We start from the raw sequence: 15,144 nt of genomic DNA, 5'->3' as shown, positions 1-15,144 counted from the left end.
TTTTTATTTAATTTTTGAAATAAATATTACTATTTAATTACTTATGAAATATAAATCCAAATATAGTCGAAATTCAACTGCATATTTCTTGCTCATGCTTCTACCATTGCGCCATTAATTTCAGGAGCAGTCTATGTGTGGCATTGTCGGTGCGGTTTCTACTCGCAATATCGTTCCCATCTTGGTGCAGGGTCTGGCGCGTCTTGAATACCGTGGTTATGACTCCTGCGGTGTGGCGGTGTATGCCAACGGTTTGCAGCGAGCCCGCAGTACCTCCCGCGTGGCGGAACTGGCGGAACAAGTAAACGCCAGCAAGCTCGAAGGCATGACCGGTATTGCCCATACACGCTGGGCCACGCACGGTGCGCCGGTGGTCTGCAACGCACACCCCCATTTCAGCAACGGCACGGGGGCGGACGCCGCTACCCGGGCCGGCCGCGTGGCGCTGGTGCACAACGGCATCATTGAAAACCACGATGAGCTGCGGGCCATGCTCCAGGCCAAGGGCTATGTGTTCCAGAGCCAAACCGATACGGAAGTGATCGCCCACCTGATCGACAACCTGTACGACGGCGACTTGTTCGAAGCGGTCAAGGCCGCGATCAAGCAGCTGCACGGGGCATACGCCATTGCCGTGTTCTGCAAAGACGAGCCACATCGCCTGATCGGCGCACGGGCGGGTTCGCCCCTGATTTTGGGCGTGGGCAAAGATGGGCAAGAGCATTTTCTGGCCAGCGATGCCATGGCCCTGGCCGGTGTGACCGACCAAATTGTGTACCTCGAAGAAGGCGACGTGGTGGACATTCAGCTGGGCAAATACTGGCTGGTGGATAAGAACCACAAAGCCGTTGCATCCGCTGAACGGCCGGTTAAAACCGTGATGGCGCACAGCGGCGCGGCGGAGTTGGGTCCTTACCGCCATTACATGCAAAAGGAGATTTTTGAGCAACCGCGCGCCATTGCCGACACGCTGGAAGGTATTGACAGCATCGTGCCCGAGCTGTTTGATGGCAGCGTCAGCGCAGCACGAGTGTTCAAGGACATTGACTCGGTCCTGATACTGGCCTGCGGCACCAGCTACTACAGCGGTTGCACCGCCAAATACTGGCTGGAGAGCATTGCCAAAATCCCCACCCAGGTAGAGGTGGCCAGCGAATACCGCTACCGGGATTCGGTTCCCAATCCCCGCACCCTGGTGGTCACTATCACCCAATCCGGCGAGACGGCCGACACGCTGGCGGCACTGCGCCATGCGCAAAGCCTGGGCATGACCCACACCCTGACCATTTGCAACGTGGCCAGCAGCGCCATGGTGCGTGAATGCGAGTTGGCCTACATCACCCGCGCCGGCATCGAGATCGGTGTGGCCTCCACCAAGGCCTTTACCGCGCAGTTGGCCGGCCTGTTCCTGCTGACGCTGGCGCTGATGCAAGCCAAGGGGCGCCTCAGCGAGGCTGAAGAGGCGCGCCACCTCAAAGCCCTGCGGCACCTGCCGACCGCCTTGCAAGCGGTGCTGGCGCTGGAGCCGCAGGTGATTGCCTGGTCTGAAGACTTCGCCAAAAAGGAGAACGCGCTATTTCTGGGCCGCGGTTTGCACTACCCGATTGCGATGGAAGGCGCACTCAAGCTCAAGGAAATCAGCTACATCCACGCTGAGGCCTATCCGGCTGGGGAACTCAAACACGGCCCGCTGGCGCTGGTGACCAGCGCCATGCCGGTCGTGACCGTGGCGCCCAACGACGCGCTGCTGGAAAAGCTGAAGAGCAATATGCACGAGGTGCGGGCGCGCGGCGGCGTGCTGTATGTGCTGGCCGACGCCGACACCCGCATCGAGTCGGGCGAAGGCCTGCACGTCATCCGCATGCCCGAGCACTACGGCGAGCTGTCGCCGCTTCTGCATGTGGTGCCTCTGCAATTGCTGGCGTATCACACCGCTTGTGCGAAGGGGACTGATGTCGATAAACCCCGTAATTTGGCGAAAAGTGTGACGGTGGAGTAGGGTGGGGCCGACGCGATGCGTGGTATTCCGAGCAATTAAAGTCGTAAACAAGTTATTAAAGTCGTAAACACGGCTCTAGCATCCATGCGGGTTTGCGGGCAGGCGATTTTCAGATGCCAATTTGTAAAGTCGTAAACAAGGTCGTGAATGCGGCCGCTGAACGGCCCCAATGCAGAGGAATTGACACCTACCTACTCAAACCATTGCGGCAGCCCACGCCTATGGGGAGGATTGGATGAATTCGGTTCGCGACGTGGCGCAGCAGACGCCGTGTTGATACCGCGCTCGGGGCATTACATCCCAGAAGAACAACCAGTCCTACTGGCCGAGAATTTGCTGCGATTCTTTCGGACTTGAATGCGGCTCGTGACAGGCTATTGATTTTTCAGTAGGCTTGGGCCCTCGATCCCAACGATGCAGTTCTGTCCAAATACGCGCGTGGCAAGCCTCGCGATCGGCGGTGGATAACCACTCGCGGTCAAGCGTCGGTGCCTAGCATGTGGGTATCCTCCTGAGAACTGGAATGGATTGGGCGTGCGACAAACTGCCAACTGGAGCGATCTGGGCCACACCGCTTCAAGCCATCTGGCTGATGGTCCTGCGAAAGCGCATCAGCGACAGTGAGAACAGTGCGGTGCCGATCAACGCCAAGGCCAGCAGCTGCACCCACACCACTTCGATGCCGGCGCCACGGAACAGCACGGACTGTCCTAGCTCGACGAAGTGCGTGGTGGGCGCGACCAGCATGATGTTCTGCAGCAGCTGGGGCATGCTCTCGCGCGGTGAGTTGCCGCCGGACAGCATTTGCAGCGGAAGCAGCGTCAGCACGACGAGCATGCCGAACTGAGGCATGTTGCGCGCCACGGTCGCCATGAAGATGCCCATCGAAGTGGTGGCGAACAGGTGCAGCGCGGCACCGGTGAAGAACAGTGTTAGCGAGCCCTGCACCGGGACGTTAAGCAGGCCGCGTACGACGAGGTTCAGCGACAGGATCGAGGCCAGCAGGACTACCAATCCCATGGACCAGATCTTGGCCAGCATGATCTCGATGGGCGTGACCGGCATTACCAGTAGATGCTCAATGGTGCCATGCTCGCGCTCGCGGATGAGCGCCGCGCCCGTCAGGATGATCGAGATCATCGTGATCTGGTTGACGATCTGCGACAGGCTGTCGAACCAGGACTTGTCGAGCGACGGGTTGAACAGAGCGCGCTGCTCCAGATCGATGGCGGGCACGACCTGTCCGCGGTAACGGTTGACGAATTCGCTGATCTCGCCCATCACCATCTGCTGGATGTAGCCGCTGCCGAGGAAAGCCTGGCTCATGCGCGTGGCATCGGTGTTGAGCTGGATTTCGGCGCTGCGTCCGGCCAGCACGTCGCGCTGGAAATTGACAGGGATGTTCAGCACGAAGGTGTAGGCTCCCTTGTCCATGCCCTCGTCCACCTCCGCATGCGTGATCAACGCCGGCGACTTGAACTTAGGGGGGTAGAAGGCCGAGGCGATCCGCTGCGACAACTGCGAGTGGTCCTCGTCCACGATGGCGATCGGCGCGTTGTTCAGCGTCGGTGGGCTGGAGGACGCCGAGGAGTACACCGAGAGCGTGAAGGTGAACACGATCAGCGCCAGCATCATCGTGTCGCGCCGCAGGCTCCAGAGTTCCTTGATGCCTAACCTATAGATGTTTGCCAGCATCCGCATGTCAACGCTCCTGTTTCTTCAGCAGCGCGATCGCGGTGCCGAGGATGACCGGCACCGCCAGCAGCATTGGCCACATCGACGGCAGCAGATCGCCAAAGGCCAGCGCCTTGTTGAAGGCACCCCGGCTGATGGTGAACATGTAGTTGACCGGGTGGATCTCGCCGATCATCCGGCCCACGCCGTCCAGTGAGGACACCGGATCGGTCATGCCGCAGAACTTGGTGGCCGGAATGATGGTACCGACCATGGCGATAAGCATGGCGGCGATCTGGCTCTTGGTCACGGCCGAGGCAAGCAACCCCATGCCGGTGGCGCAGATGCAGTAGATCAGCATCGCCAGTGTCAGCGCCAGCACGCTGCCGGTGACGGGCACGCCGAAGATGGTCACGGTCAGCAACAGCATCAGCGCGAAGTTGATCATCGCCAGGCCCACGTAGGGCAGCTGCTTGCCGAGCAGGAACTCAGTGCGGGTGACTGGCGTGACGTAGAGGTTGATGATCGAGCCGACTTCCTTCTCACGCACCACCGCCAGCGCCGTAAGCATGGCTGGCAGCATCAGCAGCAACATTGGGATCACGGCGGGCACCATGGCCGGCAGACTCTTGACGTCGGGGTTGTAGCGGTAGCGGCTTTGCACGGAAATCTCGCCTGCGCGAGCCGTAGAACTGGCCTGCATGCGTGCCTGGTCGGCCAGCCAGTGCTGGTGCATGCCGCGGATATAGCCCTGTACGGTTTCGGCGCGCTGGGGCATGGCACCGTCGAACCAGGCACCGATGGCGACCGATTTTCCGCGCTGCACGTCGTGCGCGAAGCCGGGAGGGATCTCGATGGCCAGTGCCAGCTCGCCGCTGCGCATGCGCCGGTCGATCTCCGCGTAGTCAGTGAGTGGTGCCCGTTCTGTGAAATAGCGCGAACCGGACAGCTCCAGCGTGTAATTGCGGCTGAGCGTGGTCTGGTCACGGTCAAGCACGGCGTAGCGCAGGTTGTTGACGTCGTTGCTGACGCCGAAGCCGATCACAATCAGCAGGATCAACGAACCGCCCAACGCGAGCGTGGCGCGCACGCGATCGCGTTGCAGCTCCAGCGTCTCGCGCCACAGGTAGCTGAGCATGCGCTGCAGGCTGAAACCGGCGCGCTGACCCTGCGAGGCATGGGCGCTCACTGCGGTCTCTGCCTGTACCGGCGGCATCGCCTCCGGATCCTTGTCCGGTTCAGGCGTGTCTCCACCTGCCTCGATGAGGTAGCCGATGAAGGCGTCTTCTAGCGATTTCGCGCCGCGCTTTGTTACCAGCGCCGCCGGTGCGTCGCTGTCCAGGACCTTGCCCGCATGCATCATCGACATGCGGTCGCAGCGCTCAGCCTCGTTCATAAAATGGGTGGAGATGAAGATTGTGACGCGGTCGCGCCGCGACAATTCGATCAGCAGGCGCCAGAAGTTGTCGCGCGCGATCGGGTCCACGCCCGAGGTCGGCTCATCCAGGATCAGCAGCTCGGGCTTGTGCACCATCGCCACTGCCAGGGACAGGCGCTGGCGCATGCCGAGCGGCAGACTGTCTGGCAGCGCATCCTCCGAGGCCTGCAGCTCGAAGCGCTCGATCATCTCGCGCGTGCGCGCAGGAATCTCCGCCTCAGGCACGTGAAACAGGCGCGCGTGCAGCTCCAGGTTCTGGCGCACGGTCAATTCGCCGTAGAGCGAGAACGCCTGCGACATGTAACCCACGCGCCGACGGGTATCCAGGTCCTTCGGGGCAACTTCGTGGCCGAACAACCAGGACTGGCCCTCGCTGGCCGGTAGCAGGCCGGTCAGCATCTTCATCGTGGTCGACTTGCCGCAGCCGTTGGAGCCGAGGAAGCCGAAGATCTCGCCGCGGCGGATCCGGAAGGAGACGTGTTCCACCGCGACGAAGTCGCCGAAGCGCATGGTCAGGTCACGCGCCTCGATCGCGATGTCGTCCTCGTGGGCGTCGAGCGGTGGAATCACCACCGGCGCGTAGCCGCGCTTCTTGTCCTCGGGCAGCAGTTGGATGAAGGCGGTCTCCAGCGAATCGCTGCCAGTGCGCTGCAGCAACTCCTGCGGAGTTCCGGTGTCGAGCACCTTTCCGTCGTCCATTGCCACCAGCCAGTCGAAGCGCTGTGCTTCGTCCATGTATGCGGTGGCGACGATCACGCTCATGCCCGGGCGTTGGCGGCGGATGCGCGCGATCAGGTCCCAGAACTGAGAGCGTGCCAGCGGATCGACACCGGTGGTCGGCTCGTCGAGGATCAGCAGGTCCGGGTCGTGGATCAGCGAGCAGCACAGGCCGAGCTTTTGCTTCATGCCGCCGGACAGCTTGCCGGCCGGCCGGTCGAGGAACGGATGCAGGCCGGTGGAACGGGTCAGCTCGTCGATGCGCCGCCGACGCTCAGCCGCGTCGTGGCCGAACAGCCGCGCGAAGAACTGCAGGTTCTCCTCCACCGACAGCGTCGGATACAGGTTCTTGCCCAGGCCCTGCGGCATGTAGGCGATGCGCGTGCACACAGACTCGCGGTGGAGGCGATCGCGCATGTCGCCGCCGAGCGTCTCAACCGTGCCGCCCTGCACGGCGCGGGCGCCGGAGACCAGCGACAGCAGGCTGGACTTGCCCACGCCGTCCGGACCGATCAGGCCGATCATGCCCCCGGCCGGCACCTCCAGGTCGATGCCGGCCAGCGCTTCGACTTTGCCGTAATGCAGCCGTACGCCCTGGAGGCGGACGACGGGTGACGCGCGAGAGGTGGACATGGCTTACTCGGCCACCTTTGCCGACAGCGACGCGGGCCAGGCCGCATTTGGGTCGAGCTTGATCCACGCCACGCCCGGCACGCCGGTCTTGACCTGCTCCAGGTTGCGGCGCAGCAGTTCGGGCGCGATCTGCGCGCGCACGCGGAACATCAGCTTGGTCCGCTCGCTGGCGGTCTCCACGGTCTTGGGCGTGAACTGTGCCTGGCTGGCCACGAAGGAGACGCTGGCGGGTACAACTGTGCCGAGACTGGCGTCGAGCACGATGCGCACTTCGCTACCCAGCGCGATGCGGCCGGCCACGGTCTCGGGCACGAAGAAGGTCATGTAGACATCCGACAGGTCGAGCAGATTGAGCACGCGCCCACCGGCGCCAAGCACCTCGCCTGCTTGGGCAACACGGAACTGGATGCGGCCGTCGCGGGGCGCCGTGAGTTCGCTGTCACGGATGTCGGCTTCCACACGCGCCTCCGTGGCGGTGGCGGCCTTGACGCCGGACCGGGCACCGACCATCTGCGCTTGCGCGGCTCTCACTGCGGCCTGCGCTGCGGCGGCCTGTGCGCGGGCGGCGTTCAGCGCGGCCTCGGCACCGCGCACCTTGGCACGGTCGTCATCCAGCTCCTGCACCGAGGCCGCACCTTCTTTCGAGAGGGTCTGCGAGCGCGTCAGTCGGCGCTGCGCCGCGTCAAGCTCGGCGGCACGCAGGGCGATCAGAGCCTGCGCCGCCGCGTGATCGGCCTCGCGCAAGGCCACCTGCGCTTCGGCCGCGGCCACACCATGCTCGGCCTGCTGGCGACTGGCATCGGCTTCGTCGCGCTGGGCGTGCAGCGTGTCCAGCTGCATCCGCGCCAGCGGCTGGCCGACGGTGACGAAATCACCCTCGCGCACGAGGAGCTGCTCGAGCCGGCCGGACAGCTTGGTCGCGATGTCGATCTCTGTGGCCTCGATGCGGCCGTTGCCGCTGACGAAGCCCTCGCCGGGGCCGGACGGCTTGAGCCGGGTCCAGCCCATGTAGGCGAGCACACCGACGGCGGCGATGACGGCGATGAGGGCAAGCGTCTTCTTGCGGGACGTGGTGCGGGTTGGTGTCATGGGGGAATAGCCTTCAGTTGGCGGCGTCCACTGGCGCCGGAGTGCCCGCAGTCAGCGACTGCGCGCCTCCGCCCAGGGCGGCGTAGAGATCGATGTGCGCCGAGATCAGCGCGCGGCGGGTCTGGGTGAGCTGCTGTTCGCCGGTGAGCAGTTCGCGCTGCGCGTCCAGCACTTCCAGGAAGGCCGCCGCGCCGTTGTCGTAGCGCAGCCGTGCCAGCCGCGCGCGCTCGGTCTGAACGTCGAGCGAGTTCTGCTGAATGCTGACCTGCAGGGCCAGCCACCGGCTGGACGCCAGGGCGTCGGACACCTCCCGGAATGCGGTCTGCACGGTGCTCTCGTAGTGGGCCACCGTCAAGTCGCGGCGCACCTCGGCCAGGTTCAGGCTGGCGCGGCGACGCCCGCCATCGAAGATGGGCAGCGAAATGCTGGGTGCGAAGCTCCAGGCGCGGCTACCGGAGGCGAACAAACCGTCCAGCTCCGCGCTGGCGGTGCCGACGCTGCCGGTGAGCGTGATTCGCGGGAAGAACGCCGCGCGGGCCGCGCCGATGTTGGCCTCCGCAGCCCGCAACCGGTGTTCTGCGGCGAGGATGTCCGGACGCTGGAGCAGCAGATCAGAGGGCAGGCCGGGCTGGAGCGCGCGTGTGGGTGCGGCGCCATCGAGCGAACCTCGCGCGGGGTTGAGATCGAAGGGCGCGCCGACCAGCAGCGTCAGCGCATGGGATTGCGTGGCTCGGGCCTGGTGGAGCTGCGTCCCCAGCGATTGGGCTTGGCTCAGCAGCGTCTGCACCTGCATCAGATCGAGACGGGACGTGGAGCCGACCTCGACGCGGCGGGTGAAGATGCGCAGCGTCTCTTCGTGGCTGGCGATCATGCGGTCGGCCAGCGCGATCCGCTCGTCGAGTTCGCGCAGCCGGTAGTAGCCGTCGGCGACATTGGTGACCAGCATCAGTTGCACGATGCGGCGTGCCTGGTCGGTGGCGAGGTAGTCCTGCAATACCGCCTGCTGCAGGTTGCGCACACGGCCCCAGAAGTCCAGTTCCCAGGCATTGACGCCGAGACCGATCTGGTAACTGCCACCGGTCGAGGGCTCGCCGCTCAGGCTCAGGTCACCGGGCGTCCTGCCCCGGGTCGCATCTGCGCCCAGGCTGATGCCGGGCAGGCGCTCGGCACGCTGGATACCATGGAGTGCCCGCGCCTCCTGAACCTGTAGTACGGCAGTGCGCAGGTCGCGGTTGTGCTCCAGCGCCAGCGCGATCAACCCACGCAGTTGCTCATCGAAAAAGTAGTCCTTCCAGTCCAGCGCGGGTGCCGTGACGCCTTCGGCGATTGCATATGGGTAGCGATCGGCCACGGGCAGCGCGGGGCGCTCGTGGGTTGGTGCCAGCAAGGCACATCCGCTCAGCAGGACGGCGATGGCAATGACAGGCGGGACTCGCCAGTGCTGCATGCCCTTCATGCGCGGTCGGCCGTGCATGGGCGAGGGGGCAGCCACCGCGAGGGCAGCAGGGGAACCACTTTGGTTGCTGTCACCGCCGCGAAGTGGTGGATGTCTTTGGGGTGGGAAGTGGTCATATCTGCCTGTACACAATACCAGTCAAGGGAGCAACTAGCACCATAAAGTGTCACAAATGAACAATCGGTCATTTGTTAATGTAGCATGTAACGAACGAAAGGTCATTAGTGGTTAGCCATCCCGCTAAATGTCATGGGTGGAAAGCGGGTTTTGTTGCGAAAGTGGAGTCGAGACGAAAGTAGCTGGACGGTTCGACTTGTGATCAAACCGCGAGGCTGTGGAACTGGGTGGCAGCAGACACGGGTTGGCCAGCGGGGTAATCCAACTGTCCCTTGCGAATCATGTGCATGGTCTCGATTCCCGCAATGATGATCCCGGCGCCGCAGAACGACTTGAATCGCAGCATCGCTCGGGGGATCCGCTTGATGGCCCGGGGGGCCTGTTCGACGATGTGGTTGAGATACTTGTTCTGGCGCCTCAGGATGTCGACACAGGCGTCGGCCTTGACGCTTTCAATGGTGGCCGTGTTGGCGGCACTCTTGTCGATGGTGATCTTCCCTTGCACGTCGTGCAGGTTGATGGCGCGATAGAGATATTTCCACTGGCCTGAAATCTTGATGTAGGTCTCGTCCATGCGCCAGCTCAGACCAATAGGTCGTTTGCGCCGGCGGAACATGACGGCCAGAACCGGCAGAACCTTGATCGCCCAGCGATGAAGCGTGACATGATCGACGAAAACACCGCGTTCCTGCATCATCTCCTCAATGTGGCGCAAGCCTAGCGGATAGGCCGCATACCAGCGCACGCAGGTGAGCATGACTTCCAGGGCGTAGTAGAACCGAATGAGTACCTTGGGCAAGGCGCTGTTGATCGAACTCATACGGAAATCAAGCGTGGGCTGGGTTGTCGTTTACGCTTATTGCAACAGAAGGCTATGTCTGGATTAGCTGTTGAAATCTTTGCTTCCCCAGCGGCAAGGTTGAACGGTCTCTCTAGTGCAGACAAACTTTCAACACCAATCCAGACAGAGCCCGACAGAACCCTCCGCCGCGCGTGTCCGAGCCTTTGTTGACTTCGTGGCACTTTCGTTGGCGCGACAGTCAACGTCGAGCAAGTCGTAGCGGCGATCCCGTTCGGGAGCCGTCGCAGGTACAGCCTCGCCTTTGGGACGTCTTCTTCACGGCGCCGCCGAACCCATCGCATCGCGGCCCCTGCCCGTGCCGGTGTTTTCCACGGATCCTTCGTTGGATTCTCCGTTTGCACCGCCGCGTTTGCTCCGTTGAAGATATACATCTCTTACGAAGACGTATTTGTCTAGCGCGATGTCGTCGACAAGCCTGCCAGGCTCCAGCATCTTGCCGCGCTTGTTAACCATGTTGAGTACTGTCAGGCTGTTGCGGACTGGAACGTCCGCGACATTCGACAGAGGACTTCCAAGGCTGTTGACCGGCAATGCCAAGAGGTTTCGCATATCGGACGGACCCATCAGCGGAAGCATGAGATAGGCTCCGCTTCCGACCCCCCAGGCACCCAACGTCCCGCCGAAGCTTTCACCATGACGTGGCATGCCCCATCCACTGGCGACGTCCATGACGCCGAGGAGGCCGACTGTGCTATTCGTTGCAAACCGTGCGACGTCGGAGAGGCCGTCCTTGATCTGACCTTGGAGCATCAAGTTAACACCTGACCATGGGTCTCCGAGATTGGAAAAGAAGTTGGAAACGCCGTTGCGTGCCGGCTCCGGCACGACCGCCTTGTAGGCCGTCGCCACTGGCTTAAGCACGACCTTGTCCAGTCCTTCGTTAACGGCAAAGACCTTCCTGTTGACCGACTCCAGCGGGTCGGGGTTCTGGACGGTCGCACAGCCCGCGGTCAAGGCGCTGGACAGGAGCAGTGCGTCCAGCAACGGGCCCGTTCGCCCCTTTTTCCTAGCAAAGCCGGAGTTCGCCACGTTCAATAGGGGCGCGCTAGCGCGGCCTTGCCGGAATCGCTTTCTGGCAGCAGCGATCAAAAAAACAGGTAAAGACATGTGACACCTCAGGTAAATGACTATGACGAGCGTCGCTGCTTGCGCAGTGACGAGCCCGCATCGTGATGCCAATCGACTTGCTGAATACTTACCGGGCGGCGATGCAGTCTTTTTTCCCAGGCACCAGCCTGTCGCGACTTGCCGGCGGCGTCCGGAAGGCAACCTGACCGGGCCTTGCAGACCTGCGGGAACTCACCAGACGAACCCAACCCGGTAAGGCTTCGGTAAGTCGGGACATCGGACAATGCGACTCCCTCAACAAACCGGAGTCCACGATGCCGCCGCTCATTTCCCATGCGCATGTAGTCCCGATCGTCTCCTATCAGAGCCGCTGGCTGCGGATTGCCGGCACCACCGCAGAACTGCGACTGGGCGACTTTGCATTGACGCCTTCCCGAGAGCTCTCTCCTGGCCTCAAGGTGAAGTACGAGGATTCGGGCTACGAGGCCAACGACTCGCCCTACCTGGCTGGGATGGACCAGCGCAAGAGCAGCCTTTGGGAAGGGTTGGGTGTCGACTGGAAGACACCTGTTGCGAAGCTGAGCGCTGAATGGGTGGCTGACCTCTCAGGGAACAGCAAAGGGCAAAAACTGCAAGTGCAGATTGATCGGCGATTCCAGTGGGAAAGCCTTGGTATCACGCCCCGCATTCAGGCGCATTGGATGGACGCGAAGTATGTCGACTACTGCTTCGGCGTACGCGAGTCCGAGGTCTCGACGGGCCGCCCGGCCTATGTGGGCGCGGCCGCGATGGCGACCGAAGCAGGCCTTCGGCCCGACTACCAACTCACCGAACACAACACGGTGTTCATGGACCTGGGCGCCACCGCGCTTCCAGACGAAATCAAGAAAAGACCGATCGTTGGCAGAAACAACACGTCGCGGGTGACGCTTGGCTATCTCTACCGGTCCTAAAATCGACATTCATGAACCGCATTGCACTGATCGAGGACCACGATCGTCTGGCCGATCTGATCCGGATTTCCCTGCAAGCCGCAGGCATTGAGGTCGATGTCTTCGGCAGAGTGGAGGCCGCCCGGGCCGCGCTTGGCGAGATCGACTATGGGGCGGTTGTCATCGACAGAGGTCTACCCGACGGTGACGGCCTCTCACTCGTGAAGCGTCTTAGAGCGGCCGGCAACGGAATCCCTTGTCTGATGCTGACGGCGCGGGACGCCTTGCACGACCGCGTCGACGGCCTGGAGTCGGGTGCGGACGACTATCTCACCAAGCCCTTCCCCATGGAAGAACTGGTTGCCAGGGTGCGGGCGCTCATGAGGCGGCCAGCCAACCTGCGGTCTGCGCAGCCGCGACACGGCGACATTCAAGTGCGTCCTGACGAGGGAACCGTTCGGTGCGGACACTCCGCAGTTTCGTTGGCTCCGGCAGAGTTGCAGATCCTGCTTTGCTTGATTCATCGCGCTGAGCAGCCGGTACGAAGGAGCGCATTGGAGGCTGCGGCGTGGGGTCTGTCCGAAGCCGTCACGCCCAACGCGCTAGATGTCGCGTTGCACCGGTTGCGGCGAAAGCTGCAGGCAGTGGGCTCGACACTTCAGATCTCGAACATCCGCAACCATGGCTATGTCCTTCGCTGAGCTGCTCCGGCCGTCCAGCCTGCGCGCTCGTCTGCTGGCGACTTTCATCGCGGGCATGCTCGTGAGCGCCGTGATGGTGACGGTCACAGTCGTCCTGCTGCTGAATCCATTCAGCAAGCACATGCTGCAAAGCGGGATCAAGGACCACACCGAAGCGGTGGCCACGCACATTGCGTTTGATGACACCGGTGCTCCCATCGGCGTAGACGAGCGCGAGATCGGAGGCTGGGTCTTCACGGGCCTGGGCAAGGAGGTGATCCTGCGGATTCTTGACGCACAAGGTGGCGTGGCGTATCCGAAGGACTCTGGCGCGCTCCCGTTGGCGCCCGACGAAGGCAACTTCAACCCGCACGTCGAGGCGTTCGCGTTCGTACGAGATGGTGTCGACCTGCACGCGGCGACTGTCCCCATAGAGCATGGTGGCAAGCGCTGGTACGTGCAGCTTGCGGTGAGCGACCGGCTGGTGCTTCAGATGCGCCGCTCGGTGGGTCTGTCTGCGCTGACGCAGGGCTTGGCGGCGACCTGCGCACTCTTTCTGGTGATCTTCCTGATTGCCACGCATTTAACGCTCCGAATGGCACTCGAACCCCTGCGAGTCGCGTCCGAGGCCGCAAGCAGCATCACGCCGCGCACATTGCATACGCGTCTTGATTCTGAAGCCCAGCCCCGCGAGATTCGGCCGCTGGTCCAGGCCTTCAACCAGGCATTGGACCGGCTGGAGCAGGGATACCAAACTCAGCAAGAGTTTCTGGCGCATGCAGCGCATGAGTTGAAAACGCCGCTTGCATTGATCCGTGCACAGATCGAGCTCGGGCCCAAGGACGGGCATCATACAGCCGTGTTGCGAGACGTCGACCTCATGGCTCGTCAGGTGCAACAGCTGTTATTGTTGGCAGAGGTGAGTGAGCTGCAGAGCTTTCGCATTGAGGCGCACGATCCCCGACCGACAGTGCAGGATGTGTTTGAGTTCATGGCACGCGTCGCGGAGCGCCGCGGCGTGTATCTGGCCGTTCGCGTAGCCGACGACGTCAATCACTGGCACGCAGATCGGGGGGCGCTGTTCACGCTGCTGAAGAACCTCCTGGAGAACGCGATCCAGCACAGCCCCGAAGGCGGGGTCATCGCGCTGGAGGTTACCGCCACAGGGTTCTCCATCACAGACCAGGGTCCCGGAGTGCCTGCGGAGGATCTGCCGTTCATCTTCGATCGCTTCTGGCGCGGCCGCGACCGTCAGCACGTCGGCGCCGGACTTGGGCTGGCCATCTGCAAGGAAATCGCCTCGGCACACGGCTGGCGCCTCAGCGCAGCGCCTGCGAGCCCGGGATTGAGGCTCGCCGCCTTCATCGGCCCGTAGCGTCGGCTTCTGTGGCCAACGGGCGTCCAACCGCGGCGCTATCCATCCGATGCATCATCCTCAAATTCAAGCCCGACATGACGTGCAGGGTCGCGCAATGCCTTGGTCGCATCGAGCTCGGACAGCGCCCCAATGTCTGGGAATTTAAACAATCGCTCGGCGTAGGACTTCGATTCGCCAGCCATACCAGGGAGCACCGGCAAGACCTCATGCGCTTCAATCAGGATCGTTTGACAACCGGCAGTTTTCGCCATCCGCTCGGTTTCGTTCAGAAGCGCGCACGGTCTTGCCAACACCGCGCAATCCAGTTCGTGTTGGCGCCACTCTTGTCGACGGTGATCTTCCCTGGCACGGATGGTCGTTTATGCTTTCTGCAACAGAACCCATTTGAATCCCCACTCTGAGTCAGTCAGGCTTGTAGTAGTTTAGTCAGATCCTTCGCCGTCATCGCTTTGGCAAACAGCCAGCCCTGGTACACCTCACAACCGAACTGGCGCAAGAAGGCCAGCTGGGCCTCGGTTTCCACACCCTCGGCCACCAGCGTTAGTCCCAGACTTTGTGCCAAGGCAATGATGGCCCGGGAAATGGCAACGTCATTGGCGTCATGCGGGATGCCGTCCATGAAGCTTTTGTCTATTTTGAGCTGGCTCACCGGCAAGGCCTTGAGATAGGCGAGTGACGAATAGCCGGTACCAAAGTCATCCAGGGCTACGCGACAGCCCAAGGCCACCAGCGCATTGAGCTGTTCGCGCGCCTGCTCGGGCTGCGTCATCGCCGCTGTTTCGGTGATTTCAATGTCCAGCCATTGGGCCTTCGCACCGGTGCGCGCCAGCGCTGCGCGCACTTGCTCCGGCAGATCGCGCTGACGAAACTGCTGAGCCGAAACATTGATGGCAACCCGCAAAGGCGAGCCAGCCTGCGCCCAGGCCGCAATCTGTGCGCAGGCTGTCTCCAGCACCCAGGCCGACAAAGGCAAAATCAAACCGGTGGCTTCAGCCACCGGTATGAACCTTGTTGGAGGTACGTGGCCCAGCACGGGGTCATGCCAGCGCAGCAAGGCTTCCGCCCCCACGATCGCACCAGTTGCCACGTCCACCTGCGGCT

Annotated in this window: 12 protein-coding genes and 1 pseudogene; 5 read left to right on the top strand and 8 right to left on the bottom strand. The window is 62.4% G+C overall.

The window, feature by feature from the left end; genetic code table 11:
• Positions 1 to 133 precede the first annotated feature (133 nt).
• Both glmS and C5P05_RS35140 read left to right on the top strand, forming a co-directional pair.
• Positions 134 to 1,999, top strand: coding sequence for a glutamine--fructose-6-phosphate transaminase (isomerizing) (gene glmS, locus C5P05_RS20495; protein WP_114971699.1), 1,866 nt, complete (start codon positions 134 to 136; stop codon positions 1,997 to 1,999).
• Positions 2,000 to 2,406: 407 nt separating this feature from the next.
• Positions 2,407 to 2,514, top strand: a pseudogene (locus tag C5P05_RS35140) (hypothetical protein); the annotation flags it as partial.
• 61 nt (positions 2,515 to 2,575) lie between these two features.
• On the opposite strand, the gene C5P05_RS20490 reads toward C5P05_RS35140, so the two are convergent.
• The 6 genes from C5P05_RS20490 to C5P05_RS20465 form a co-directional block, all read right to left on the bottom strand.
• A complete protein-coding gene (locus C5P05_RS20490) occupies positions 2,576 to 3,700 on the bottom strand; it encodes an ABC transporter permease (RefSeq protein WP_114971698.1) in 1,125 nt (374 codons plus the stop codon).
• Between the two features lies 1 nt (position 3,701).
• Positions 3,702 to 6,461 (bottom strand): ribosome-associated ATPase/putative transporter RbbA, encoded by a 2,760-nt coding sequence (gene rbbA, locus C5P05_RS20485; protein WP_114971697.1) that lies wholly within the window; start codon positions 6,459 to 6,461, stop codon positions 3,702 to 3,704.
• A gap of 3 nt (positions 6,462 to 6,464) precedes the next feature.
• Entirely contained in the window at positions 6,465 to 7,550 is a 1,086-nt protein-coding gene (locus C5P05_RS20480) for an HlyD family secretion protein (protein ID WP_114971696.1), read from the bottom strand.
• Between the two features lie 13 nt (positions 7,551 to 7,563).
• On the bottom strand, positions 7,564 to 9,006 hold the full coding sequence (locus tag C5P05_RS20475; RefSeq protein WP_198674805.1) for an efflux transporter outer membrane subunit: 1,443 nt from the start codon (positions 9,004 to 9,006) through the stop codon (positions 7,564 to 7,566).
• Between the two features lie 319 nt (positions 9,007 to 9,325).
• On the bottom strand, positions 9,326 to 9,943 hold the full coding sequence (locus C5P05_RS20470) for a DDE-type integrase/transposase/recombinase (RefSeq protein WP_114971695.1): 618 nt from the start codon (positions 9,941 to 9,943) through the stop codon (positions 9,326 to 9,328).
• Between the two features lie 297 nt (positions 9,944 to 10,240).
• Positions 10,241 to 11,092: a VacJ family lipoprotein gene (locus C5P05_RS20465; protein WP_114971694.1), complete on the bottom strand. Its 852-nt coding sequence runs from the start codon at positions 11,090 to 11,092 to the stop codon at positions 10,241 to 10,243.
• A gap of 275 nt (positions 11,093 to 11,367) precedes the next feature.
• On the opposite strand from C5P05_RS20465, the gene C5P05_RS20460 reads away from it, so the two are divergent.
• From C5P05_RS20460 to C5P05_RS20450, 3 genes are read left to right on the top strand one after another with little or no spacing between them, the layout of a single operon-like run.
• Positions 11,368 to 12,006: a MipA/OmpV family protein gene (locus C5P05_RS20460; RefSeq protein ID WP_114971693.1), complete on the top strand. Its 639-nt coding sequence runs from the start codon at positions 11,368 to 11,370 to the stop codon at positions 12,004 to 12,006.
• Positions 12,007 to 12,017: 11 nt separating this feature from the next.
• Complete coding sequence (locus tag C5P05_RS20455; protein WP_114971692.1) at positions 12,018 to 12,686, top strand: response regulator transcription factor; 669 nt, start codon at positions 12,018 to 12,020, stop codon at positions 12,684 to 12,686.
• Positions 12,667 to 14,040, top strand: a complete 1,374-nt coding sequence (locus C5P05_RS20450) for a sensor histidine kinase (RefSeq protein WP_232834597.1) — start codon at positions 12,667 to 12,669, stop codon at positions 14,038 to 14,040. The genes C5P05_RS20455 and C5P05_RS20450 overlap by 20 nt, the downstream gene beginning before the upstream one ends.
• Positions 14,041 to 14,078: 38 nt before the next feature.
• Here the strand turns inward: C5P05_RS20450 and C5P05_RS20445 are convergent, their stop codons facing one another.
• Both C5P05_RS20445 and C5P05_RS20440 read right to left on the bottom strand, forming a co-directional pair.
• A complete protein-coding gene (locus C5P05_RS20445; protein WP_114971690.1) occupies positions 14,079 to 14,294 on the bottom strand; it encodes a hypothetical protein in 216 nt (71 codons plus the stop codon).
• A gap of 155 nt (positions 14,295 to 14,449) precedes the next feature.
• A partial coding sequence (locus tag C5P05_RS20440; RefSeq protein ID WP_157979406.1) for a putative bifunctional diguanylate cyclase/phosphodiesterase occupies positions 14,450 to 15,144 on the bottom strand: 695 nt, incomplete at its 5' end.

The organism is Rhodoferax ferrireducens, from assembly GCF_003347515.1.
Classification (GTDB): domain Bacteria; phylum Pseudomonadota; class Gammaproteobacteria; order Burkholderiales; family Burkholderiaceae_C; genus Rhodoferax.
Note: the sequence above shows the minus strand (reverse complement) of the source record. Positions and strands in the feature narration are given on the sequence as shown.

Excerpts from the sequence above, each read along its gene's own strand:
- glmS (WP_114971699.1), top strand. The coding sequence starts at position 134 with ATGTGTGGCATTGTCGGTGCGGTTTCTACTCGCAATATCGTTCCCATC.
- C5P05_RS20490 (WP_114971698.1), bottom strand. The coding sequence starts at position 3,700 with ATGCGGATGCTGGCAAACATCTATAGGTTAGGCATCAAGGAACTCTGG.
- rbbA (WP_114971697.1), bottom strand. The coding sequence starts at position 6,461 with ATGTCCACCTCTCGCGCGTCACCCGTCGTCCGCCTCCAGGGCGTACGG.
- C5P05_RS20480 (WP_114971696.1), bottom strand. The coding sequence starts at position 7,550 with ATGACACCAACCCGCACCACGTCCCGCAAGAAGACGCTTGCCCTCATC.
- C5P05_RS20475 (WP_198674805.1), bottom strand. The coding sequence starts at position 9,006 with ATGAAGGGCATGCAGCACTGGCGAGTCCCGCCTGTCATTGCCATCGCC.
- C5P05_RS20470 (WP_114971695.1), bottom strand. The coding sequence starts at position 9,943 with ATGAGTTCGATCAACAGCGCCTTGCCCAAGGTACTCATTCGGTTCTAC.
- C5P05_RS20465 (WP_114971694.1), bottom strand. The coding sequence starts at position 11,092 with ATGTCTTTACCTGTTTTTTTGATCGCTGCTGCCAGAAAGCGATTCCGG.
- C5P05_RS20460 (WP_114971693.1), top strand. The coding sequence starts at position 11,368 with ATGCCGCCGCTCATTTCCCATGCGCATGTAGTCCCGATCGTCTCCTAT.
- C5P05_RS20455 (WP_114971692.1), top strand. The coding sequence starts at position 12,018 with ATGAACCGCATTGCACTGATCGAGGACCACGATCGTCTGGCCGATCTG.
- C5P05_RS20450 (WP_232834597.1), top strand. The coding sequence starts at position 12,667 with ATGGCTATGTCCTTCGCTGAGCTGCTCCGGCCGTCCAGCCTGCGCGCT.
- C5P05_RS20445 (WP_114971690.1), bottom strand. The coding sequence starts at position 14,294 with ATGGCGAAAACTGCCGGTTGTCAAACGATCCTGATTGAAGCGCATGAG.